The 22,911-nt window shown below is 42.8% G+C and carries 25 protein-coding genes and 1 pseudogene; 20 read left to right on the top strand and 6 right to left on the bottom strand.

What is annotated here, in order from left to right; all coding sequences use genetic code 11:
* Positions 1-22: 22 nt before the first annotated feature.
* The 4 genes from mnmM (at position 23) to FRX57_RS06760 (ending at position 3,897) form a co-directional block, all read left to right on the top strand.
* Positions 23-577 (top strand): tRNA 5-(aminomethyl)-2-thiouridylate-methyltransferase MnmM, encoded by a 555-nt coding sequence (gene mnmM / locus FRX57_RS06775; protein ID WP_146567958.1) that lies wholly within the window; start codon positions 23-25, stop codon positions 575-577.
* A gap of 86 nt (positions 578-663) precedes the next feature.
* Positions 664-1,998 carry a hemolysin family protein gene (locus tag FRX57_RS06770; RefSeq protein ID WP_146567956.1) on the top strand — a complete coding sequence of 445 codons (1,335 nt, stop codon included), beginning with the start codon at positions 664-666 and terminating at the stop codon, positions 1,996-1,998.
* Positions 1,999-2,108: 110 nt separating this feature from the next.
* The gene (gene pflA / locus FRX57_RS06765) at positions 2,109-2,897 is read left to right on the top strand and encodes a pyruvate formate-lyase-activating protein (protein ID WP_146567954.1); all 789 of its coding nucleotides are present in this window, start codon (positions 2,109-2,111) and stop codon (positions 2,895-2,897) included.
* Positions 2,898-2,967: 70 nt separating this feature from the next.
* Positions 2,968-3,897, top strand: coding sequence for a manganese-dependent inorganic pyrophosphatase (locus FRX57_RS06760; protein ID WP_146567952.1), 930 nt, complete (start codon positions 2,968-2,970; stop codon positions 3,895-3,897).
* A gap of 34 nt (positions 3,898-3,931) precedes the next feature.
* Here FRX57_RS06760 and FRX57_RS06755 read toward each other — a convergent pair whose 3' ends face one another.
* From FRX57_RS06755 to FRX57_RS06735, 5 genes are all read right to left on the bottom strand, one after another.
* A complete protein-coding gene (locus FRX57_RS06755; RefSeq protein ID WP_146567950.1) occupies positions 3,932-4,906 on the bottom strand; it encodes a FecCD family ABC transporter permease in 975 nt (324 codons plus the stop codon).
* Entirely contained in the window at positions 4,893-5,921 is a 1,029-nt protein-coding gene (locus tag FRX57_RS06750) for a FecCD family ABC transporter permease (protein ID WP_146567948.1), read from the bottom strand. Before FRX57_RS06750 ends, FRX57_RS06755 begins: the two co-directional genes overlap by 14 nt.
* Before the next feature lie 10 nt (positions 5,922-5,931).
* A complete protein-coding gene (locus FRX57_RS06745) occupies positions 5,932-6,852 on the bottom strand; it encodes an iron-hydroxamate ABC transporter substrate-binding protein (RefSeq protein ID WP_146567947.1) in 921 nt (306 codons plus the stop codon).
* 10 nt (positions 6,853-6,862) lie between these two features.
* Positions 6,863-7,651 (bottom strand): ABC transporter ATP-binding protein, encoded by a 789-nt coding sequence (locus tag FRX57_RS06740; RefSeq protein WP_146567945.1) that lies wholly within the window; start codon positions 7,649-7,651, stop codon positions 6,863-6,865.
* 195 nt (positions 7,652-7,846) lie between these two features.
* A complete protein-coding gene (locus FRX57_RS06735; protein ID WP_146567943.1) occupies positions 7,847-9,295 on the bottom strand; it encodes a UDP-N-acetylmuramoyl-L-alanyl-D-glutamate--L-lysine ligase in 1,449 nt (482 codons plus the stop codon).
* An 89-nt stretch (positions 9,296-9,384) separates the two neighbouring features.
* On the opposite strand from FRX57_RS06735, the gene FRX57_RS06730 reads away from it, so the two are divergent.
* The 16 genes and pseudogenes from FRX57_RS06730 (at position 9,385) to FRX57_RS06655 (ending at position 21,815) form a co-directional block, all read left to right on the top strand.
* Complete coding sequence (locus tag FRX57_RS06730; protein ID WP_146567940.1) at positions 9,385-11,019, top strand: putative polysaccharide biosynthesis protein; 1,635 nt, start codon at positions 9,385-9,387, stop codon at positions 11,017-11,019.
* Positions 11,020-11,140: 121 nt separating this feature from the next.
* On the top strand, positions 11,141-11,770 hold the full coding sequence (gene upp / locus FRX57_RS06725) for a uracil phosphoribosyltransferase (RefSeq protein WP_146567938.1): 630 nt from the start codon (positions 11,141-11,143) through the stop codon (positions 11,768-11,770).
* Between the two features lie 126 nt (positions 11,771-11,896).
* A pseudogene (locus FRX57_RS06720) lies at positions 11,897-12,490 on the top strand (ATP-dependent Clp protease proteolytic subunit); the annotation flags it as partial.
* 78 nt (positions 12,491-12,568) lie between these two features.
* The gene (locus tag FRX57_RS06715) at positions 12,569-12,817 is read left to right on the top strand and encodes a DUF2129 domain-containing protein (RefSeq protein ID WP_146567934.1); all 249 of its coding nucleotides are present in this window, start codon (positions 12,569-12,571) and stop codon (positions 12,815-12,817) included.
* Between the two features lie 110 nt (positions 12,818-12,927).
* Positions 12,928-14,103, top strand: coding sequence for an ABC transporter substrate-binding protein (locus tag FRX57_RS06710; RefSeq protein WP_146567932.1), 1,176 nt, complete (start codon positions 12,928-12,930; stop codon positions 14,101-14,103).
* 99 nt (positions 14,104-14,202) lie between these two features.
* Positions 14,203-15,072 carry a branched-chain amino acid ABC transporter permease gene (locus FRX57_RS06705; RefSeq protein WP_146567930.1) on the top strand — a complete coding sequence of 290 codons (870 nt, stop codon included), beginning with the start codon at positions 14,203-14,205 and terminating at the stop codon, positions 15,070-15,072.
* A 2-nt stretch (positions 15,073-15,074) separates the two neighbouring features.
* Entirely contained in the window at positions 15,075-16,025 is a 951-nt protein-coding gene (locus FRX57_RS06700; protein WP_146567928.1) for a branched-chain amino acid ABC transporter permease, read from the top strand.
* Positions 16,025-16,789: an ABC transporter ATP-binding protein gene (locus FRX57_RS06695; RefSeq protein WP_146567926.1), complete on the top strand. Its 765-nt coding sequence runs from the start codon at positions 16,025-16,027 to the stop codon at positions 16,787-16,789. Before FRX57_RS06700 ends, FRX57_RS06695 begins: the two co-directional genes overlap by 1 nt.
* Positions 16,789-17,499, top strand: a complete 711-nt coding sequence (locus tag FRX57_RS06690; RefSeq protein WP_146567925.1) for an ABC transporter ATP-binding protein — start codon at positions 16,789-16,791, stop codon at positions 17,497-17,499. The genes FRX57_RS06695 and FRX57_RS06690 overlap by 1 nt, the downstream gene beginning before the upstream one ends.
* 104 nt (positions 17,500-17,603) lie before the next feature.
* Positions 17,604-18,260 (top strand): CBS and ACT domain-containing protein, encoded by a 657-nt coding sequence (locus FRX57_RS06685; protein WP_146567923.1) that lies wholly within the window; start codon positions 17,604-17,606, stop codon positions 18,258-18,260.
* A gap of 118 nt (positions 18,261-18,378) precedes the next feature.
* Complete coding sequence (gene tmk / locus FRX57_RS06680) at positions 18,379-19,023, top strand: dTMP kinase (protein ID WP_146567920.1); 645 nt, start codon at positions 18,379-18,381, stop codon at positions 19,021-19,023.
* On the top strand, positions 19,023-19,898 hold the full coding sequence (locus tag FRX57_RS06675; RefSeq protein ID WP_146568051.1) for a DNA polymerase III subunit delta': 876 nt from the start codon (positions 19,023-19,025) through the stop codon (positions 19,896-19,898). Before tmk ends, FRX57_RS06675 begins: the two co-directional genes overlap by 1 nt.
* 7 nt (positions 19,899-19,905) lie before the next feature.
* Positions 19,906-20,223: an initiation control protein YabA gene (locus tag FRX57_RS06670; RefSeq protein ID WP_146567918.1), complete on the top strand. Its 318-nt coding sequence runs from the start codon at positions 19,906-19,908 to the stop codon at positions 20,221-20,223.
* Positions 20,223-21,095 carry a 16S rRNA (cytidine(1402)-2'-O)-methyltransferase gene (rsmI, locus tag FRX57_RS06665; RefSeq protein WP_146567916.1) on the top strand — a complete coding sequence of 291 codons (873 nt, stop codon included), beginning with the start codon at positions 20,223-20,225 and terminating at the stop codon, positions 21,093-21,095. The genes FRX57_RS06670 and rsmI overlap by 1 nt, the downstream gene beginning before the upstream one ends.
* Entirely contained in the window at positions 21,095-21,457 is a 363-nt protein-coding gene (locus FRX57_RS06660) for a hypothetical protein (protein WP_146567915.1), read from the top strand. The genes rsmI and FRX57_RS06660 overlap by 1 nt, the downstream gene beginning before the upstream one ends.
* A gap of 1 nt (position 21,458) precedes the next feature.
* Entirely contained in the window at positions 21,459-21,815 is a 357-nt protein-coding gene (locus tag FRX57_RS06655; protein ID WP_146567914.1) for an arsenate reductase family protein, read from the top strand.
* 22 nt (positions 21,816-21,837) lie between these two features.
* On the opposite strand, the gene FRX57_RS06650 is transcribed toward FRX57_RS06655, so the two are convergent.
* Positions 21,838-22,668 (bottom strand): exodeoxyribonuclease III, encoded by an 831-nt coding sequence (locus FRX57_RS06650; RefSeq protein ID WP_146567912.1) that lies wholly within the window; start codon positions 22,666-22,668, stop codon positions 21,838-21,840.
* Between the last annotated feature and the right edge of the window lie 243 nt (positions 22,669-22,911).

Here is a 22,911-nt window from a genome sequence, read left to right as displayed (position 1 = left end):
CTTCGGTTAGGAAGGACATGCGATGAGAAAACCCTTGGAACAGGCCCATGATTTTTTGGCTGAAATTTTGACCCCCAAGAGTGTCGCTGTTGATGCGACCATGGGGCAGGGATTTGATACCTTATTTTTAGCCCAGAGAGCAGGGCGAGTGTATGCTTTTGATATACAGGAACAGGCCCTGGCCATGACGCAAAAGCGTTTGGGGCAACAATTTACTCAAGTTAAGTTGATTCATGATAGCCATGAAAGGGTTGCTGATTATGTTAAAGAGCCGATTAATGCAGCTATTTTTAATCTTGGCTATTTACCAAGGGCAGATAAATCTGTCATCACCAGACCTGAAACAACGCTTGCAGCCCTAGAACAGATTTTACTCCGGTTGGTAGCCGGAGGTCGTCTGTCCGTGATGGTTTATTATGGTCACGAAGGTGGTTTGGAGGAAAAGAATAGGGTACTGGATTTCCTGAGTCAGTTGCCTCAGGAGGATTTTTCAGTTATGAGTTACCAGGCCCTTAATCAAATTAATTGCCCTCCTTTTTTGGTTATGGTGGAAAAACTAGCTAAAGGCAGCGACTAGTCTAACAAGGAGCAGAAGAAACCCTTGAGTACTTGGCTGATATTATGCTATAATAGACTATTATTGAATGAAAATGGAGAAATGTTATGGAAGACCCTAGTAGTCAGTCCTTGTTGTTACAGTTTTTACTCTTGTTGCTATTGACCTTGTTCAATGCCTTTTTCTCGGCTAGCGAGATGGCCATGGTATCACTCAACCGTTCGCGGGTAGAGCAAAAAGCAGCAGAGGGCGATAAAAGATATGTTCGCCTGTTAAAGGTATTGGAAAATCCCAATAATTTCCTGTCAACGATTCAGGTTGGCATTACTGTCATTACCCTCCTGTCGGGGGCGAGTTTTGCGGATTCTTTGGGAACGGAGATTGCCAGCTGGTTTGGTCAGTCTGCAACGGCCAAGACTGTAGGCGACTTGATTTCTCTGGTCTTTTTGACCTATATTTCCATCGTGATTGGGGAGCTTTATCCCAAACGGATTGCGATGAACCTCAAGGAAAATCTTGCCATTTACTCGGCCCCTGTCATTATTCTCTTGGGCAAGTTGGTCAGTCCCTTCGTCTGGTTGTTATCCGCATCGACCAATCTCTTGAGTCGTTTAACCCCCATGACTTTTGATGATGCTAATGAGCAAATGACCCGAGATGAAATTGAATACCTCTTGACCAATAGCGAGGCTACCTTGGATGCGGAAGAGATTGGCATGTTGCAGGGGATTTTTTCGCTAGATGAGATGATGGCGCGTGAAGTGATGGTGCCACGGACCGATGCTTTCATGATTGATATCAATGATGATAAGGCTGAAGTGATGAAGGCCATCATGAAGGAAAATTTTTCGCGGATTCCTGTCTATGATGGGGATAAGGACAAGGTCATTGGTTTAATCCATACCAAGAAGATTCTCAGTGCAGCTTTTACGGATGGTTTTGACCAGCTTAATCTTCGTCGTATTTTGCAAGAGCCCCTTTTTGTGCCCGAAACGATCTTTGTTGATGATTTGCTAACCTCCTTGCGGAATACGCAAAATCAAATGGCCATTTTGCTGGATGAATATGGTGGGGTGGCTGGTTTAGTCACCTTGGAAGATTTGTTGGAAGAAATTGTCGGCGAGATTGATGATGAAACTGACAAGGTGGCAGAATCTGTCAGAGAAATTGCAGATGGAACCTATATTGTCTTAGGCACCATGACCCTAAATGAATTTAATGATTATTTTACAACTGATTTGGAAAATGATGATGTTGACACAATTGCTGGCTACTATCTGGCAGGGATTGGCACCATTCCTACTCAAACCGATAAGGAAAGTTATCAGGTGGAGAGCCAGAACAAACGTTTTGATTTTATCAATGACAAGGTCAAAAATGGCCGTGTGGTCAAGTTGAAAGTGACGGTGACGCCACTGGAAGTTGTAGACCAAGTCAATTAAAAAGAGAAAAATTCATGACTAGCTCATGGGTTTTTCTTTTATTTTACTGGTTTTTTAGGGCGAAAAGGAGTATAATAAAACTATAAAGCGTTTTCAACAGAGGTGGTCAGATGGCTGAGATTGATTATAAACAAGTGACTGGGATGGTCCATTCCACAGAAAGTTTTGGAACGGTAGATGGGCCGGGCATCCGGTTTATTGTGTTCATGCAGGGCTGTAAGATGCGTTGCCAATATTGCCATAACCCGGACACATGGGAAATGGAGACCAATCAGTCACGCGAACGCACCGTTGAAGATGTGCTCAAGGAGGCCTTGGGTTACCGTCATTTTTGGGGCAAGGAAGGTGGCATTACGGTATCTGGCGGCGAGGCTCTCTTGCAGATTGATTTTGTCACCGCCCTCTTTACCGAGGCTAAAAAATTAGGTATCCACTGCACTCTGGATACTTGTGCCTTGCCATTTCGTGACACCCCAGCCTACCACGAGATTTTTGACAAGTTGCTGGCCGTGACCGATTTGGTCTTGCTGGACATTAAGGAAATCAATGATGAACGGCATAAATTTGTCACCAGTCAGAGCAATAAAAATATCATTGCTTGTGCCAATTACCTATCTAAGAAAAATGTTCCAGTCTGGATTCGTCATGTCTTGGTGCCAGGCTTGACAGATATTGATGAGGATTTGATTGAGCTAGGCGACTTTGTCAAGACCTTGAAAAATGTTGACCGTTTTGAAATCCTCCCCTACCATACCATGGGGGAATTCAAGTGGCGGGAGCTGGGCATTCCTTATCCCTTGGCAGGTGTCAAGCCACCGACAGCTGAGCGGGTACAAAATGCCAAGGAATTGATGCGGACGGAAAGCTACACAGACTATATGAAACGAGTTCATGGCTAGTCTTTTGCGACTTGCTAGGATTTTTGGTATAATAAGGGCAACTATTTAGAAAATAATGAGGTAATTATCGATGTCAATTTTAGTCTTTGGTCATCAAAATCCTGACACAGATGCCATCGCATCGTCTTATGCAGCAGCTTACTTGTACCAACAATTAGGTTTGGATACAGAAGTGGTTGCTCTAGGGACACCGAATGAAGAAACCGCCTTTGTCTTAGACTATTTTGGTGTGAAGGCACCACGTCTGATCACATCAGCCAAGGCAGAAGGTGCCGAGCAAGTTATCTTGACGGACCACAATGAGTCCCAACAATCCATTGCTGATATCAAGGAAGTTGAAGTTATCAACGTGATTGACCACCACCGTGTGGCTAATTTTGAAACAGCAAATCCCCTCTACATGCGTTTAGAGCCGGTAGGGTCAGCAAGTTCGATTGTTTATCGCCTCTTTAAGGAAAATGCTGTCGCTCTGCCAAAAGAAATCGCCGGCCTACTCTTGTCTGGTTTGATCTCTGACACGCTCCTGCTGAAATCTCCAACAACAGCCGACAGTGACCATCAGGTTGCTAAGGACTTGGCAGAATTGGCAGAAGTTGATTTGGAAACCTATGGTTTGGCCATGTTGAAGGCAGGAACCAATTTGGCCAGCAAGTCAGCAGCAGAGTTGATTGACATTGACGCTAAGACCTTTGAGCTTAATGGTCATCCAGTCCGTGTTGCTCAGGTCAATACCGTTGATATTGCTGAGGTCTTGGAACGCCAAGCAGAAATTGAAACAGCTATCTTAGCAGCCAACCAAGCCAATGGCTATTCAGATTTTGTCCTCATGATTACTGATATTGTTAACTCAAACTCAGAAATCCTAGCTCTCGGTAGCAATATGGACAAGGTTGAAGCGGCCTTCAACTTCAAACTGGAAAACAATCACGCCTTCCTAGCAGGGGCTGTTTCTCGTAAGAAACAGGTTGTGCCACAATTAACCGAAAGTTTTAATGCTTAATCATCAAAAAATGAGTAGTGGCCCTACTCATTTTTTATTTTATTTTCAGCATCAAGCTGAGGAAATAGGGAGCGCCAATCATGGCCACGAGAAGCCCTGTTGGAATGCCCAAGCCAACCAGAAAAATTCGTCCGATGCTATCAGACAAGAGGAGAATGAGCATGCCCATGATGAGGGCAGCGGGGATACTGATGAGGTGATTATTGCCAAACAGTTTTCGCACACTATGTCCAGCAATAAGGCCGACAAAGGTAATATTACCCACTAGAATAACACTAATGGCAGAAAGAGCTGTTGCTAAAAAAAGAATGATGAGTCGTTCTTTTTTTAGATTGAGTCCCAAGGCAGTAGCAGTGTGTTCGTTGAGGGTCATAATATTGAGTGAGGTGTATTGACTGTAGGCCAGGAGCCAGAGGAGGATAAGCAGTGGGCTGGTAATGGTCAAAATAGCCCAATTATCCCCATTGATTTGTCCACTGAGCCAGCGACTGATGTAGTCAACCTTATAGCGGTCAATATGGCCAACCAGAGTCACGGTTAGACTAGCCATCATGGTAGAAAGTCCGACTCCTGAGATAATCAAACGATTGGGATTAATGCTATGATTTTTCTTATAGGCTAGGAGATAGACGATTAAAACGGTCAGAAATCCCCCTAACATAGCCACTAAAGGGAGTAGACCAGTGTGGATACCTTGGCTAAGGTAACCTGTTGCCAAAAAGAAGGATAGAACGAATCCGGCTCCCGTATTAATGCCTAAAATTCCGGAATCAGCCAGGGGATTTTGGGTAAGGGTTTGTAAGAGTAGGCCAGACAAAGCCAATGAGCCACCACCCAACAAACAGGCTAATAAGCGAGGAAGTCGGATGGTCAGTAAGATAAGTTGTGCCTGATCAAAATGAGTCAAAAGTTCAAAAATGTTGGCCTGATAACTACCTAAAACGAAAGACAGAAGAGCTCCTAGTAAGAGACTGATGATGAGGTAAAGGAATTTTTTAGTGTTGGTCATAGGTCTGTCCCCTCCTCACTAAAAATAAGAAACAAGGTAGGCCGAGGAGGCTGACCATTGCATTGAGGGAGGTTTCATAAGGAGAATTAATGAGTCGCCCACCTAGGTCAATCCAAACCATGAAACCAGCTCCGAGAAGCATGCTCAGAGGGAGAAGGTAGCGGTAATTATTGGCAACCACCAACCTGACGAGATGTGGGATTAATAGGCCAATAAAGGCTAGGTTTCCTACCAAGGCAATGCTTGAAGCAGACAAAATGAGGACGATTCCTAGCAATAACAATCGTGTTTTTTGGGTATTTTGACCTAAAGCAATGCTGATGGTGCTATCCAGACTGAGGATGGTTAATTGATGACTCATGAGTTGGGCGATAGCCAAACCAATTAAAATGAAAGGTGCGATAACGTGTAGCATTGTCCAGTTGGTTCCAATGAGGCCTCCAGATTGCCACCCGATGATGGTGGTCGATAACTTGTTGGTGATGGTAATGGCTTGACCTATGGCAGAAAAAAGGGTGGTGACCATTGCTCCGGAAAGGATAAGGGCCAACTGGGGGTTACTGGTCTTGTTGTGGTAAGTAAAGGCAAAGACTAAGCTGGCGGCAAAACTAGCCCCCACAAGGCAGAGGAACAAGATGAGAAGGTAGTGTAGTTCTTTGGCGAAACTGTAGCCGATTACCAGAGCCAGGCTGGCCCCGGCATTGATGCCCAATAGCCCGGGGTCGGCAATATTATTTTTAGTAATGCCTTGCATCATGGCTCCAGCACAAGAGAGCCCAGCGCCCACAAGACCTGCTGCGAGTAAACGGGGTAATCGAGTGTCGATGATGACATTCTGTAGGTCACTTTCAAGCTCAGGTCTGGCTAGGGTGCTTAATAGATCGTGATGGGAATAAGTGATGGCGCCAAAGCGTAAACTAGCATAGGTCCCAGCTAGTAGGCCGATAAGGCTGATGAAAAAAACAAGCCAAAAATATTTCGGCTTTGTTTGAAGGTAAGGTTCTGTTTTAGACATAGAAAATTTCCTATTTAGTGGTTGCAAGTAGAGCATCTTCTAAAATCTTTAACTGATAATCTAAGGCTTTAGGATCATTAAAGTAGAAAGCCTCTGCTTGGACATTGAGCACACGCTTGTTTTGGACAGCTGGCAAACTTTGCCAAATATCACTCTCGTAGAGGGATGAGGTAGTTGTCTTCTTATCTGTTGCGACAATGGCGTAGTCACCAACATAATCAGGGAGAACTTCTTTTGAAATAGATAGGTAACCCTTTGGAAAGACCTCATCTTGAACTTTTTTAGGGGCTTGGAACCCAAGAGCTTGGTAAATAATTTCTCCACCACGGCCCCAGTTATTGCCAAATAAATAGATTTCTTTTTCTGTTAAGCCCATAACTGTAAAGGTTTTGTCGGAACCCAAGGCTTGCTCTAGCTTTGCTTTGCTAGCTTGTACCTTATCCTGCCAAGCATCTAGCCAGTTTTTTGCTTCTTTTTCTTTTTTAAAGACTTTACCAAAATCGGTCAAAACTTGGAGATAATCATGTTTGCCATATTCAACAGCAATAACAGGGGCAATTGTTGCCAATTGTTCTAGGTTTTCTTCAGTAGAACCAGCGATGATGAGGTCTGGTTTGGTTGCTGCTAGGGCTTCCAAGTCAGTTGGCATTACTTGTTTGGCTTGGATTAGTTCTTTTTCTAAAATAGGATTATCCTTGTCGTAGGAAGTTGCAGCAACGATAGTTAAGCCTAGTTGGAGTAGATAGCCAGTATAGCTGGCACTCATACTAGCCACTCGTTTAGGAGCTTGGGGAATATCGCCATAATAGCTAAATCCCTCAATTTGAGGCAGTTGACGGCTTTGAGTCGAGCTTGTCGACTTGCTCTTTCCACAAGCAACTAAGAAAATACTAGCCAAGCATAGGAATAGGATGAAAAATCTTTTTTTCATGGGTGTCTCCTTATGATTTTAATAATTGATAGCCTAAAATAAGAGGTTTTTGTGTCACAGGGTCTGGAACCAAATGAGCATCTATGTTAAAGACATGTTGTAAGACAGGATGAGATAGCACCTGCTGGCTACTTCCTTCTTGGTAGATTTGGCCTTCTTTCATGCTGATAACATGATCAGCGAACCGTGACACCTGATTGAGATCATGTAGGACCATGACAATGGTTTTTTGCTGCTCTTTGTTCAATTGTTGAAGCAGTTCTAGAATTTCCAATTGGTGATTAAGGTCCAAGTAAGTGGTCGGCTCATCAAGAAAAATGGTTTGAGTATCTTGAGCGAGGGCCATAGCTAACCAAACACGTTGACGTTGCCCTCCGGACAGGCGTTCTAGAGGGGAATTGGCGAGCGAGGTGACTTCGGTCATTTCCATAGCCCAGTGAATTTTATCGCGATCCTGTTTGCTCAAGCCCCCCAAATATCTTTGATGAGGGAAACGCCCATAAGATACTAGCTCATAGACAGAAGTGCCCGGAACTGCCTCTAAAATTTGTGGTAAAAGGGTTAGGTGCTGGGCGATAGTCTTAGTCGGGAGAGCTGAAATAGGCTGTCCGTCAAGAAAAATGTCACCAGAGTCAATGGGGATGATTCGGGCAAGTGACTTAAGTAAGGTTGATTTACCGCAACCATTAGGGCCGATCAGGCAAGTGATTTTTTGATCTGGTATGCTGGTTGACAGATTGTTAAGGATTGTCTTGCCGTGATAAGCCAGGCGGATCTGTTTCGCCTCAATCTGTGACATCGTTTCCAACCTCCTTTTGTTCTCATTATAGCATAAATTTAACTTAAAAAAAGCCAAGACTGGCATTTTGAAACATATTGGAATCATTATTGATTATTAGACTTGACAAGATTGGCTTGTTGAGGAAGTTTGGATTTTCTTCATCAAAAAAGAGCGAGAAAAACCTATAGAGGTAGGCTTTCTCACTCGGGGGGGTTAAAGGTATTTTTGAGCAATTAGGACATCGCCAGCATAGTCAGTTCGTTGCCCTTGGACAATTTGAAAGGCGTCAGCCCCCTTGCCGGCGATAATCACGGCATCCTCAGCTTGTTTTGTTAGGCTTAAAGCGGTTTGGATAGCTTCTTCGCGCTTGATCATGATCGTCACTTGTCGGTTGATGTGGTTGGCGATTTCCTGACAGATAGCTGCGGGATCTTCAAAATTAGGATCGTCCTCTGTCAAGATAACTTTGAGATCGGGATAGGCATTGATCACCTGGCCAAAATCAGCTCGTCGACTTTCCCCCTTATTACCTGGTGCCCCTAAAACGAGGATTAGTTGCCCTGTTTGGTGCTTTTGAACAACACCAATTAGTTTCTCCAAACTATCTTGGTTATGGGCATAATCCACAAAGACTTTAGCCCCATTTTTTTGAGTTAGAACTTCCATTCGACCTGGGACCCTTGTTTTGGCAATCCCTGTTTGGATATCGGCCAGTGAAGCCCCAAGACGTAAACAAGCAAGACCGGCAGCTAGAGCATTTTCCTGGTTGAAATCCCCTAGCAGTTGACAGTCATATGTTCCAGCTAGTTTTCCTGTGACGTCAAAGGAGAAGGCCTGGCTATTTTGGATACGGTTATCGCTATTGTTACCGTAGAAATCATGGGGAATATCTTTTACCTGTTCCTTTAATAGGTCGAAATGATTCATTTGACTATTGATAATGACGGCCTTACTATGGTCAAGGAGGAGGCGTTTGTGGTAGAAATAGTCTTCAAACGTTGGATGTTCAATTGGCCCGATATGGTCAGGACTGATATTGAGAAAAACACCAACATCAAAGGTGAGACCGTAGACCCGATTGACCAGATAGGCTTGACTAGAGACTTCCATGATGAGATGAGTCATGCCATTGTCTACGGCCTGGGCCATCATGGCGAATAGGTCCAAGCTTTCAGGGGTGCTGAGACTGGATTTAAAAAAAGTCTTCCCATCTAGTGTGGTGTTCATGGTTGAAAGCATAGCCACTTGATGTTGTTGAGATAGGATAGAGAAAGCCAGATAGGCAGCTGTTGTTTTTCCCTTGGTTCCTGTAAAGGCTAGCAGTTTTAGTTTTTTTTGTGGGTGATGGTAAAAGGCCATGGCAATCAAGCTGAGAGCCCGTTTGACATCATTGACCAGGATTGCCGGAATCCCCACCTCATAGTCTTGTTCGGCCACGTAAAAGGGTAGGCCAGCTAGCACAGCTTGTTCCAGAAATTCTTTTTTAAAATTTAAACCTTTGATAAAAAAGAGGGTTTGCTCGTCAACCTGTCGACTATCATAGCTGAGACGCTGGAAACTAAAATCTTGCTTCCAATCCCAAAAGTAGCCATCGTCGGACATGATTTCACGGAAATTATTGTCTTCTTTAAGGATATCTAATAATCGTTTTAAAGTTATCATACAGTCTATTTTAAACTTAAAGTTCTTATTTTACAAGTCACAAGGAAAAGTTTATAATAAAATTCTAGAACACTTTGAAAGAATGAGTTATGAGCAAGGAAAAACAACCATTAACGCAGCAAGAACAGCTGGTGCAAGGGACAGCCTGGCTAACGGCCGGCAATTTTATTAGTCGCTTATTGGGAGCGCTTTATATCATTCCTTGGTATGCTTGGATGGGCCAGTATGCTCCTCAAGCCAATGCCCTTTTTGGAATGGGCTATGAAATTTACGCTCTCTTTTTACTGATTTCTACGGTCGGAATACCGATTGCGGTTGCTAAGCAGATTGCCAAGTATAACACCTTAGACCAAATGGATTTGAGTTTTTATCTGGTGCGTAAGGTGTTACAGTTCATGCTGATTTTGGGGTTAATCTTTGCGACCTTGATGTACGGTCTGGCTCCTTTATTTTCGGAGATGAGCGGTAGTGGTCAGGAATTGATTCCGGTAATGCGGAGTCTCACCTTAGCAGTTTTGGTCTTCCCTGCCATGAGCGTCTTACGAGGGTTTTTTCAAGGCTTTAATAAATTGTATCCTAGTGCGGTCAGCCAAGTAGCCGAGCAGCTGATTCGGGTTATTTGGATGCTATTAACTGCTTTTTTTATCATGAAAATGGGCTCAGGGGATTATGTTGAAGCGGTAACCCAATCTACTTTTGCAGCCTTTATCGGCATGTTGGCCAGTTTTGCTGTTCTCTTTTATTTCCTCTGGCGGGAGCACTTGCTGACTCCTCTGTTTACAGCTCAGCCGACTCATCTGACTGTTTCAACAAAGGACTTGCTTTGGGAAACGATAAAGGAAGCCATTCCATTTATTGTGATGGGATCAGCCATTCAAATCTTTCGATTGATTGATCAGGTAACCTATATCAATGCCATGTCCTATTTTACAGATTATTCGAACGAGGACTTGAAGGTCCAATTTGCCTACTTTGCTTCAAATCCTGGGAAATTAACCATGATTATTGTTGCCGTGGCTAGTTCTATCAGCGCCACCTCCATTCCCCTTCTGACGGAAAGTTTTATTAAGAAAAATCGCAAAGAGACAGCCGGGTTGGTTATCAATAACATCGTGATTCTTATGTTATTTATTTTCCCGGCCATCATTGGGGCGATTGTTTTGGCAGAACCTCTCTATACTGTTTTTTACGGGCAATCAGATGCACTGTCCTTGGGTCTGTTTGTTGCTTCCCTGTTACAAACGGTCATTTTATCCCTTTATACAGTGCTGTCTCCTATCTTGCAAGCCTTTTTTGAAACGCGTCGGTCTATCATGTATTTTGTTTATGGTTTACTGGTCAAAATCGCTTTACAGTTGCCTTTTATTTACCTATTCCATGCCTATGGCCCCATCTGGTCAACGGCGGTAGGTTTATTGGTGCCGATTGTACTGAGTTACTACCGTATCCAAAACGTCACCTCTTTTAATCGTCAATTGGTCATGAAACAGATTAGCTTGATTCAGTTATTAACCTTGGGGATGTTCCTGGTCATTGCCCCAGTTACCATTGCTCTGTACCTATTTTTCCCACCGGCAAGTCGCTGGTCAAGTCTCCTTTATGTTGTTTTGGTGGGTAGTTTGGGAGTGGCAGTTTATGGTTATTTGGCCTTGAAGACCCGTCTTTTGGATAAGATGATTGGCAAAAAAGCTGAGAATCTTCGACAAAAAATGAAAATTAATTAATGAAAATGGCTGGTCAACCTCATTGGGTTGGTCAGTTTTTTATTTGACAAAAGCATGACCTGGGAGGGGATTTTTTAATCAGAATCTGCTATAATAGAAAAAAATAAAAAAGGTGGTTATTATGGGAAACTTTCAAGTGATTTCACATCCATTGATTCAGCATAAATTGTCGATTCTTCGTCGGACAACAACATCAACTAAGGATTTTCGTGAACTAGTCAATGAAATTGCCATGTTGATGGGCTACGAGGTCTCTCGTGATTTACCACTGGAAGATGTGGAAATTGAGACACCAATTACCAAGACCGTGCAAAAGCAGCTAGCTGGGAAAAAACTGGCTATCGTTCCCATCTTGCGGGCTGGTATCGGTATGGTTGATGGTTTACTTAGCCTAGTGCCAGCAGCCAAGGTTGGTCATATCGGTATGTACCGTGACGAGGAAACCTTTGAGCCAGTTGAATATTTGGTTAAGTTGCCAGAAGATATTGACCAACGTCAAATTTTCCTGGTTGACCCCATGTTAGCAACGGGAGGGTCAGCGATTTTAGCTGTGGATTCTTTGAAAAAACGCGGCGCAACCAATATTAAATTTGTCTGCTTGGTGGCAGCACCAGAAGGGGTTGAAAAACTACAAGCAGCTCATCCAGATATTGACATTTATACCGCTGCACTTGATGAGAAACTTAATGATCAAGGCTACATTGTCCCAGGTTTAGGCGATGCCGGTGACCGCCTATTTGGCACTAAATAAAGATAAAGGAGAGCTGAAACGGTGGTTTCAGTCTTTCCTTTTTGTCACTTGCTAGTAAATCTTTGACCTTTTTTGACTAAAAGGCTATAATAGGATTATCATTTAAGCTAAGAAAAGGAGAATTCCAGAATGATTCCAGTAGTTATTGAACAAACCAGTCGTGGCGAACGTTCTTATGATATTTATTCACGTCTGTTGAAAGACCGCATTATCATGTTGACCGGTCCTGTTGAGGACAATATGGCCAACTCAGTTATTGCCCAGCTGCTATTTTTAGATGCCCAGGATAATACCAAGGACATTTATTTGTATGTTAATACGCCAGGAGGATCTGTTTCAGCAGGTCTTGCTATTGTTGATACGATGAACTTTATCAAGTCAGATGTTCAAACCATTGTCATGGGGATGGCAGCCTCTATGGGAACTATTATCGCATCTAGTGGTACCAAGGGTAAACGTTTCATGTTGCCAAATGCCGAATACATGATTCACCAGCCAATGGGTGGTACAGGTGGCGGAACCCAGCAGACTGATATGGCCATTGCAGCAGAGCATCTCTTGAAAACACGGGAAAACCTTGAACGTATCTTGGCAGAAAACTCAGGCCAACCCGTTGAAAAAATTCATCAAGATGCCGAGCGTGACCGTTGGCTATCTGCTCAAGAAACCTTAGAATATGGTTTCATTGATGAAATTATGGCCAATAATGTGCTACAATAAAATAGAGGTAAGGGATGAAAAGGGTAGTCCGCTAGTGGCCGGTCTTTTCATCCTTATTTTATTGAATAGGAGAAAAAAATGTTCCAAAAGCAAAAACGACAAGGGCTTATTATTTACCTTTACTACAATAGGGATGCGAAAAAATTGGAAACCTATGGAGATTTAATTTATCATTCTAAAAAAATGAAATATGTCCTCCTTTATCTGAATCAGGAGCGCGTGTCTGATATTGGGCAGCAGCTTCAACAACTTAAATTTGTCAAACACGTCCAAGAGTCATATTTAGAGGAAATTGATAGCAATTTTGTAGGCAATTTAAGCAATTGAAAGCGTTTTTGCTAAAAATTCTAAAAAATTTGAAAAAAGGGTTGACAATTATTAGACAATTCAGTATTATATAAAACATAGCAATTAAGAAAATTCCTAAGGAGAAAAATATGAAGAAAAAGTTTGCGTTAGCAACTCTTGCTTTTGTTAGTACAGCTGTCTTGGCAGCTTGTGGAGCAGCTCCAGGCGGTTCAGCTGGCTCAACGGGTAATGAAGTTGGCGAAACGGTAAAAATCGGTTATAACTTTGAGCTATCAGGAGCAGTTGCTGCCTATGGTAACGCTGAGAAAAATGGTGCTGATTTGGCTGTTGAAACTATTAACGCTGCTGGCGGTGTTGATGGTAAAAAATTGGAAGTGGTATCAAAAGACAATAAATCAGATACGACTGAGGCAGCCAACGTGGCAACTAGTTTGACAACCCAAGATAAGGTTGTGGCAACAATCGGACCGGCAACATCATCGAATACGGCAGCTGTGGTCAATATGGCTCAACAAGCAGCAGTACCATTGGTAACGCCTTCTGGTACTTTGGATAGCTTGACCTTAGACAACTCTGGTAAGGTTCAAGACTACGTTTTCCGTGCAACCTTTGTTGATAGCTTCCAAGGAGCAATCTTGTCACAGTATGCGACAGATAATTTGAAAGCTAAGAAAGTTGTTCTTTTCTACGATAATGCTAGCGACTATGCTAAGGCAGTAGCAGAGCAATTCAAGAAAACTTACAAGGGTGAAGTTGTTGCGGAAGAAACCTTTGCTTCTGGGGACAAAGACTTCCAAGCAGCTCTGACTAAGGTAAAAGATAAGGACTTTGATGCTCTTGTAGTGCCAGGTTACTATACTGAAACTGGTTTGCTGACAAAACAAGCGCGTGAAATGGGGATTGATAAACCAATCCTTGGTCCTGACGGATTCAACGACCCACAATTCGTTGAAACGGCAGGTGCAGCAAACACTAACAATGTTTACTACGTATCAGGTTATTCAACATCAACTAGCTTGACATCTAAGTCTGCAGACTTCGTTAAGGCGTACAAGGCTAAATACGGTGAAGAGCCAAACATGTTTGCAGCCCTTGCTTATGACTCAGTTTACATGGTTGCAGAAGCTGCTAAGGGAGCAAAAACATCTAAAGATGTAGCAACTAACCTTGCTAGCTTGAAGGACTTCGAAGGTGTGACTGGTAAATTTACTGTTGATGCTAACCATAACCCAGAGAAATCAGCTCTTGTTGTTAGCTTGAAAGATGGTAAGGAAGATTCAGCAACTCCAGTTGAAGTGAAATAATTGGCTTGACTATTTAGTTAGTCTGAATTAAAATATCATAAGTGGAAGAAATCTTTCTTCCACTTATTCATTATTATTGATAGAAAGTTTGGTGACTTTATGCTTCAGCAACTTGTCAATGGGTTGATTTTGGGGAGTGTCTATGCCCTCATCGCCCTAGGCTATACCATGGTTTATGGTATCATCAAGTTGATCAACTTTGCCCACGGTGACCTTTACATGATGGGTGCCTTTATTGGCTATTATTTGATCTCTACATTTCAGATGAATTTCTTTGTCGCCCTTTTGTTGACAATGGTTTTGACAGCTGCCTTAGGTGTCTTGATTGAATTTTTAGCCTATCGTCCGCTCCGCAATTCGACACGGATTGCAGCCTTGATTACGGCTATCGGTGTGTCCTTCCTGTTGGAATATGGCATGGTCTATTTGGTTGGTGCCAACACGCGTGCCTTTCCGCAAGCTCTAGAGACGGTCAAGTATACTTTGGGTCCAATTAGCATTACTAATGTTCAATTGACCATTTTGGCTGTATCGGTAACCTTGATGGTGGCCCTACAATTTATCGTTAAGAAAACCAAGATGGGGAAAGCCATGCGCGCGGTTTCAGTTGATAGCGATGCGGCTCAGCTGATGGGAATCAACGTGAACTCAACCATTAGTTTCACGTTTGCACTGGGTTCTGCCCTGGCAGGTGCAGCGGGTGTGCTAATCGGTTTGTACTACAATTCGATTGATCCTTTGATGGGGATGACACCAGGGATTAAGGCCTTTGTCGCAGCCGTTTTGGGTGGTATTGGTATCATCCCAGGTGCCGCTCTCGGAGGTTTCATCATTGGTCTTTTGGAAACATTCTCTGTCTCAATCGGTCTCTCAAGTTTCCGTGACGCGGTTGTCTATATCATCTTGATTGTTATTCTTCTGGTTAGACCAGCAGGAATTCTCGGTAAAAACGTGAAGGAGAAGGTGTAAGCATGAAAAATCTAAAAGTAAATGCTATCTGGTTTGCCTTTATCGCGTCAATCTTTGTTGTCCTATCTCTGTTGATTTCATCAGGTTTATTAGGCATTTATTACGTCCAAATTTTGATGGGAATTGGCATTAGCATGATTATGGCTTTGGGAACCAACTTGATTCTTGGTTTCTCAGGTCAATTTCCTTTGGGACAGGCAGGATTTATGGCGGTTGGTGCTTATGCGACAGCCATCATGACAAAAAGCTTGCCAACTTATGCCGGCTTCTACCTTTCAATGTTGGTCGGTGCCGTAATTGCAGCTTTGGTTGCCTTAGTTGTCGGCATTCCCACCCTACGCTTGAAAGGGGACTACTTGGCCATTGCTACTTTGGGTGTATCTGAGGTCATCCGTATGGTAATCATCAATGGCGGTAACTTGACCAATGGAGCCGCAGGTTTGACAGGGATTTTACAATACACTACTTGGCCAATTGTTTTCTTCTTTGTTGTTTTGATTGTTATTTTGGTGTTAAACTACCTGCGTAGCCCAATGGGACGTGAAGTTATTGCTGTACGTGAGGATGAAATTGCTGCAGAATCCATGGGAGTTAACACCACCAAAGCTAAGGTTTTAACCTTTGTGATTGCAGCCATTATGGCTAGTGTGGCTGGCTCACTCTACGTTGGTTATCTCGGAACTGCTGTCCCAAAAGACTTTACGATTCTGCGTTCGATTGATTATCTCATCGTTGCGGTTTTAGGTGGTCTTGGTTCGGTAACTGGTACAGTTGTTGCTGCGGTAGTCTTGGGTGTTTTGAACATGTTTCTACAAAATTTCTCAGACCTACGCATGATTATTTATTCGCTAGCCTTGATTTTAGTGATGGTCTTCCGTCCAGGAGGGCTCTTGGGAACAAAAGAACTCATGCTATCTAAATTTTTCGCAAAAGGTAAGGAGGGCAAAAACTAATGGCACTTCTTGAAGTAAAAAATCTGACAAAAAATTTCGGTGGCTTGACTGCTGTTGGTGATGTCACCATGGAATTGAACCAAGGGGAACTGGTTGGTTTGATTGGGCCAAACGGTGCAGGGAAAACGACCCTATTTAATCTGCTAACAGGGGTTTATGAGCCAAGTGAAGGAACGGTTAGCCTGGCAGGAACAGTTCTTAATGGGAAGACACCTTATGCCATTGCTTCGCTAGGGTTGTCGCGGACCTTCCAAAATATCCGTCTTTTTAAGAATATGACGGTTTTAGAAAATGTTTTGGTGGGCATGGGCAATACGCGTAAATCAAATCTATTAGCTTCCTTTCTACGCTTACCAAAATTTTATACCAACGAAGAAGAATTGAAGGCTAAGGCCTTGGAGCTATTAGCCATCTTTGAATTAGATAAGGATGCGGATACTTTGGCTAAAAACCTGCCTTACGGTCAACAACGTCGTTTGGAGATTGTCCGTGCCTTGGCAACAAATCCAAAGATTCTTTTCCTTGATGAGCCGGCTGCTGGAATGAACCCACAGGAAACGGCTGAATTGACAGGCTTGATTCGTAAGATTAAGGAAGAATTCGGTATTACCATTATCTTGATTGAACATGATATGAGTCTGGTCATGGAAGTTACTGAGCGGATTTATGTGTTGGAGTATGGTCGTTTGATTGCCCATGGCACACCAGAAGAAATCAAAAACAATAAACGAGTAATTGAAGCCTACCTAGGAGGTGACGCCTAATGTCTATGTTAAAAGTTGATAACTTGTCAGTCAGCTACGGTGTTATCGAGGCTGTCAAAAATGTGAGTTTTGAAGTTAACGAGGGGGAAGTGGTGACCCTGATTGGTGCCAATGGAGCGGGTAAAACCTCTATCCTGCGGACCATTTCAGGTCTGGTTCGTCCAACTAGCGGGACAATTACTTTCTTGGGCAATGAAATCCAAAAAGTTCCTGCTCGTAAAATCGTGGCTGATGGCTTGTCACAGGTTCCAGAAGGTCGCCATGTCTTTTCAGGCTTGACCGTTTTGGAAAATCTGGAGATGGGTGCCTTCTTGAAAAATAACCGCGAAGAAAACCAGGCCAATCTGAAAAAGATTTTTGCGCGTTTCCCACGCTTGGAAGAGCGGAAAAATCAAGATGCAGCAACCCTTTCTGGTGGTGAGCAGCAGATGTTGGCCATGGGGCGTGCCCTCATGAGCCAACCTAAGTTACTCCTCTTGGACGAGCCATCTATGGGTTTGGCGCCGATTTTCATCCAGGAAATCTTTGACATTATTCAGGATATTCAACGTCAAGGAACGACAGTTCTTTTGATTGAGCAGAATGCCAATAAAGCTCTGTCCATTGCTAACCGCGGTTATGTATTGGAAACAGGTAAGGTGGTATTATCAGGAACTGGTCAAGAGCTTTTGGCTTCTGATGAGGTCCGTAAGGCCTATCTTGGTGGCTAATCCTAGAATCTCTGACTAAATAGTCGGAGATTTTTTAAAAACAAGGAAATCGCTTTCCATTTATGGTATAATAAGATTAGAAAAGAAGAGATGGAGGTTTGCTGATGGCAGTTAAAGATTTTATGACAAAAAAAGTAGTGTATATTTCACCAGATACAAGTGTTGCCCATGCTGCTGATTTGATGAAAGAACAAGGGTTACGCCGCTTGCCGGTCATTGAAAATGACCGCTTGATTGGCTTGGTAACGGCAGGAACCATGGCAGAAGCGACTCCTTCTAAGGCAACCAGTCTATCCATTTATGAGATGAATTATTTACTCAATAAGACCAAGGTTAGGGAAGTTATGATAAAGGATGTTATTACGATTTCGCCTTATGCCAATCTAGAAGATGCTATTTATGTGATGATGACCAACAAGATTGGTGTTCTTCCGGTAGCAGAAAATGGAGTTATGTCAGGTATTATCACTGACCGCGATGTTTTCAGAACTTTCCTAAAGGTTTCAGGCTATGGCGAAGAAGGGATCCGCGTTCGGTTGTTCTTGAAAGATGAGGCAGGTGCTTTTGAAAAAGTGGTCAAAATTTTTGCCGATGATCAGGTTAACATTCGTAGTGTCGTTGTTAATAAGGAAAATGATGACAAGGTTGTGGTTGAGGTTCAGCTAGAGGGAGGTCTGAATATCGATGATTTACAAGCTCATTTGCAAGAGCAAGGTGTTCATGTTGACAGCATCAGCCAAACCCAAGTTAAAGTCTTATAAGAAGCAAATCTAGAAGTTGGCAGTTTTAAACTGCCGACTTTTTTGTTGATTGGTAAATCAGTGTTTTTTTCGAAAAAATTTGATAAAATAGATGTATTAGATAAAGCAAGGAGAGGCTATGGTAAAGGGAAGGTTGGTATCTGTAGAGGGGCCAGATGGTGCAGGGAAAACCTCGGTTTTAGAGGCATTGTTGCCGAAATTGAAGGAGCAATTAGGAGAAGAGGGTGTTTTAGTGACGCGTGAGCCTGGCGGGATTGCGATTTCTGAAAAAATTCGAGAGATTATCCTGGATGTCAATCATACGTCAATGGATGCTAAAACTGAGTTGTTGCTTTATATCGCCGCTCGTCGCCAACACATGGTTGAAAAAATACTGCCGGCTTTAGAAAAAGGCCAGTTAGTCTTGTTGGATCGTTTTATTGACAGTTCGGTTGCTTATCAAGGTTATGGCCGAGGTTTAGATATTGCTGAAATTGGCTGGCTCAATGATTATGCGACCGATGGCTATCAGCCGGATAAAACCTTGTATTTTGACGTCCCGTCGGAAATTGGTCTAGCTCGTATTCAGGAAAGCGGTCAGCGTGAGGTCAATCGTCTGGATTTAGAAACATTAGAACTTCACCAGCGTGTCCGTCAGGGTTATCAGGCTTTGGCCCAGCAACATACTGATCGGATTGTTGTGATTGATGCCAATCAAGACTTAAGTCAGGTAGTGGCCGAGGCGGAAAGTCAGCTTAAACAACTTTTACAGGACCTATCATGATGGATTTGGAACAGGTACAAGCAAAGATATACAGTGATTTTTGTCAGGTGTTGTCGTCAGGACGTTTGAGTCACGCTTATCTTTTTGATGGTTATTTTGGTAGTTTTGAATTGGCTCTCTTTTTAGCCCAAAGTCGCTTTTGCTTAAAGCTGGAGCAGGGGCTTCCTTGTGGAGATTGTCGCTCCTGTCGTCTGATTCAGGCCGGGGACTTTTCTGATGTCCATGTGATTCGCCCGACAGGTCAGGTTTTGAAAACGGAACTGATTCGTGATGCTTTACGTGAATCTTCCCAGTCAGGTTTTGAAAGTAATCGTCAAGTCTTTATCATTTGTGATGCTGAAAAGATGCACCCTAATGCGAGTAACCGTCTCTTGAAGGTCATTGAAGAGCCGCCGGCAGATTTGACGATTTTCCTCCTAACCAGTGATAGCAGCAAGGTTTTGCCTACAATCAGGAGTCGTTGTCAACTGGTTTCTTTCATGAAGAATGAGACCTATTTGATGGAGTTACTACTTGGTCAGGGCTTATTAAAGAATCAGGCCGAGGCGGTGTCTCATTTGGCAAAAACGATAGATGAGGCGATGAGCATGGCCAAGAATACGAGATTATTGGACCAAATTCGCGGATGGGAAAATTTCGTTGATAAGCTAATGACCCAGCCAGAACAGGCCTTTCTAGAATCTGCCCGTCTGGCTAACCTTTGCTTAGAAAAAACAGAGCAGGAACAGGGGTTAGCCCTTTTGACCGTTTTGTTAGCCAAAAGAAAAAAAGAAAAGCAGGCCAGAGATTATTTGACCAAGTTGCATGTCGCTTATGGCATGTGGCGTAGCCATGTTAGTTTCCAAAGTGCCTTGGAATATATGATAATCAGTTGAGGAAAATATGGTAAAAAAAGAATTATTCGGTATTTTTGATGGGGTTTCCCAAAATCTGATGTTAACATTAGCTGATGTAGAGGCCATGAAAAAGCAAGCTCAGGCTTTAGCAGAGGAAAATGCTCGCCTCCATTTAGAAAATAGTAAATTACGTGAGCGTTTAAACCAGCTTGCTAAGGGGCGTCATCAGACCAGTGAAGAGGTGCAAAATACCCTACGAAAAACCTATGAAGATGGTTTTCATGTTTGTATCGACCTTTACGGTCAACGCCGTGATCTAGGAGAATGCCTCTTCTGTGATGAACAAATAGAAAGAAAAGCATAGTGAAAATTCAAAAGAGTTTTAAGGGAGAAGAAAAATCGGGTAAGCTCTACCTGGTTCCAACTCCCATTGGTAATCTCCAAGATATCAGCCTGCGGGCTCTTGAGGTGTTGAAAGCAGTTGATGTTATCTGCGCGGAGGATACGCGTAATACGGGCCAACTATTAAAACATTTTTCTATTCCAGGTCGCCAAGTGAGCTTCCATGAACATAATGCTCGTGAAAAAATCCCAGGTCTGTTGGCTCTTCTGGAAGCTGGTCAATCAATCGCTCAAGTATCCGATGCGGGAATGCCGAGCATTTCTGATCCAGGACATGATTTGGTATTGGCAGCTATCGAGAAGGACATTCCCGTTATTGCTTTGCCGGGACCATCGGCAGGTTTGACTGGTTTGATTGCGAGTGGACTGTTGCCGCAACCTCATGTTTTTTATGGTTTTTTACCTCGTAAAAAAGGTCAGCAGCGTGCTTTTTTTGAAAGCAAGAAAGACTATCCGGAAACACAAATTTATTACGAGTCCCCTTATAGGCTTGTGGATACGTTAACCAATATCAAGGAAGTCTATGGAAATCGGCAGGTAGTTTTAGTTAGGGAATTGACAAAACTTTATGAGGAATACCAACGCGGTTATTGTGAAGAGATTATCGCCCATCTAGAATCTAACCCAGTTAAAGGAGAATGTCTCCTTCTCGTTGCGGGCGCTCAATCCTCTCGACCGTCAACTGAGGTGATTGATCCTCTAGAGTTGGTAGAAGAACTGATTGCTCAAGGTGAAAAAACCAATCATGCCATCAAAAAAATTGCCAAAACCTATGGTCTTAACCGACAGGAATTGTATCATAGTTACCATGGTTTAGATAGTGAGGTTGATTGATGACTGAACGTTTTGTTGAATTTCGTTTATTTTCTTCCTTATCGGTATTGGTAGATCGACAAACGAGGGTAGAATATTTCAAAACTGCCTGTTCAATGGTACCTATTCGAGATGTGGGAGGGAATTTTAAGCTCTCAGGTCTGCCTAAGCTAGGACAGAACTTGGATAGGGCGACCAAACGATCTTATGCCAATCAACTTAAGGAACGTTTTACCAAGCAAAAACAGGGGCTAGGCCTATTTTCCCAATCCTATCTAGTGGTTGATCAGTTGACGACATTAGAGTATTATGCTTCAGGCTACCAGTTGGCCCCACTTGCTGATGGTAAAAAAGTTAAAAAATCAAAAAGAGGTAGACGGTGAAATGTTAACATTTTATGAATATCCTAAATGTTCGACCTGTCGGTCGGCTAAAAAAGAATTAGAAGAACTGGGGGTGGCATTTGTAGCCATTGATATTAAAGCTAATCCACCGCAAGTCAGTCAATTACAAGCCTGGTTGGCCAATCAAGATTTTCCAGTAAAAAAACTATTTAATACGAGTGGTAATTCTTACCGTCAATTAGGTTTGAAAGATAGATTTGACTCTTTGTCACAGGAAGAGTTGTTAGCTCATTTAGCTGAGGACGGCATGTTGATTAAACGTCCGATATTAGCCGATGGTGATCAGATTCTCCAAGTTGGCTATCGTACACCTTATAGCAATTTGACATTAAAATAAAACCTAGGTTTAACCTAGGTTTTTAATCAAGAGTAATTTCTAAAAGAATGGGAGTGTGATCTTGCCGGTCTCCGGATGAGATCATGTTTGACTGGGTAACTTGTTCTGCAATTCGATTGCTGACAAGCCAGTAATCAATTCTCCACCCTGTGTTGTTAATCTTACTAGTCTTGCTTCGTTGAGCCCACCAAGTGTATTGGTCAGGAATATTCCCGTGTAGGTGGCGGAAAGTATCAGTGAAGCCTTTGGCCAAAAGATTGGTAAAACCCAGTCGTTCTTCGTCAGTAAAGCCAGGGGAACGACGGTTACTACTTGGGTTAGCAAGGTCAATTTCATGATGGGCAACATTAAAATCACCAGTTGCTAAGACAGGCTTTTGCCGGTCTAGGTCAGCAAGGTATTCTGCGTATTTGGCATCCCAAACCTGTCGCTCTGCGAGACGTTTTAGACCATCGCCAGCATTTGGTGTGTAAACTTGAGTGATGAAAAAGTCTTCAAATTCAAGAGTGATGATTCGGCCCTCATCATCCATGGTTGAGGGAGCATCAATTTTGGGATAAGTGATGATTGGGTTAAGTGTTTTACGATAGAGGAACATAGTACCCGCATAGCCTTTACGAGCAGGTTCTTGAGAAGACCGCCAGACAATATGGTGGTCGGGGAAATAACCAGCTAGGAGTTCAAGGTGTTTTTTTGTTGGCCCCTTAGCAGAAAGCTTTGTCTCCTGAATGGCAATAACGTCTGCTTCCTGATTAACCAAGGTATCAAGAACAGTGCGCGAAAGTAGAGCACGAGCTGAGTCACTGGTCAGGGCTGCATTGAGGGAGTCAATGTTCCAAGAAATTAACTTCATGGGAAAATCCTTTCTTATAGTATATAACCATTAGTCTTTATTATATCAAAAATCTTTGTCATAGACTATGGAGACATGTTGATTGAGGATAAGTGCCGTTTAACATAGAAAAAACCTCAAAAAACTAGCCAAAGGAGTAGACAGAATAGATAAACTATGATAAGATATAAAAAGTTGACGGAAAGGTCACTAAGTTAATCGACCTAAAAGCTTGATAAAAATTTTCAAAAAAAGTGTAAAAAG

Origin of the sequence: Streptococcus cuniculipharyngis (assembly GCF_007859195.1) — a bacterium.
Taxonomy (GTDB): domain Bacteria; phylum Bacillota; class Bacilli; order Lactobacillales; family Streptococcaceae; genus Streptococcus; species Streptococcus cuniculipharyngis.
This window is presented reverse-complemented; position numbering and strand designations above follow the sequence as displayed.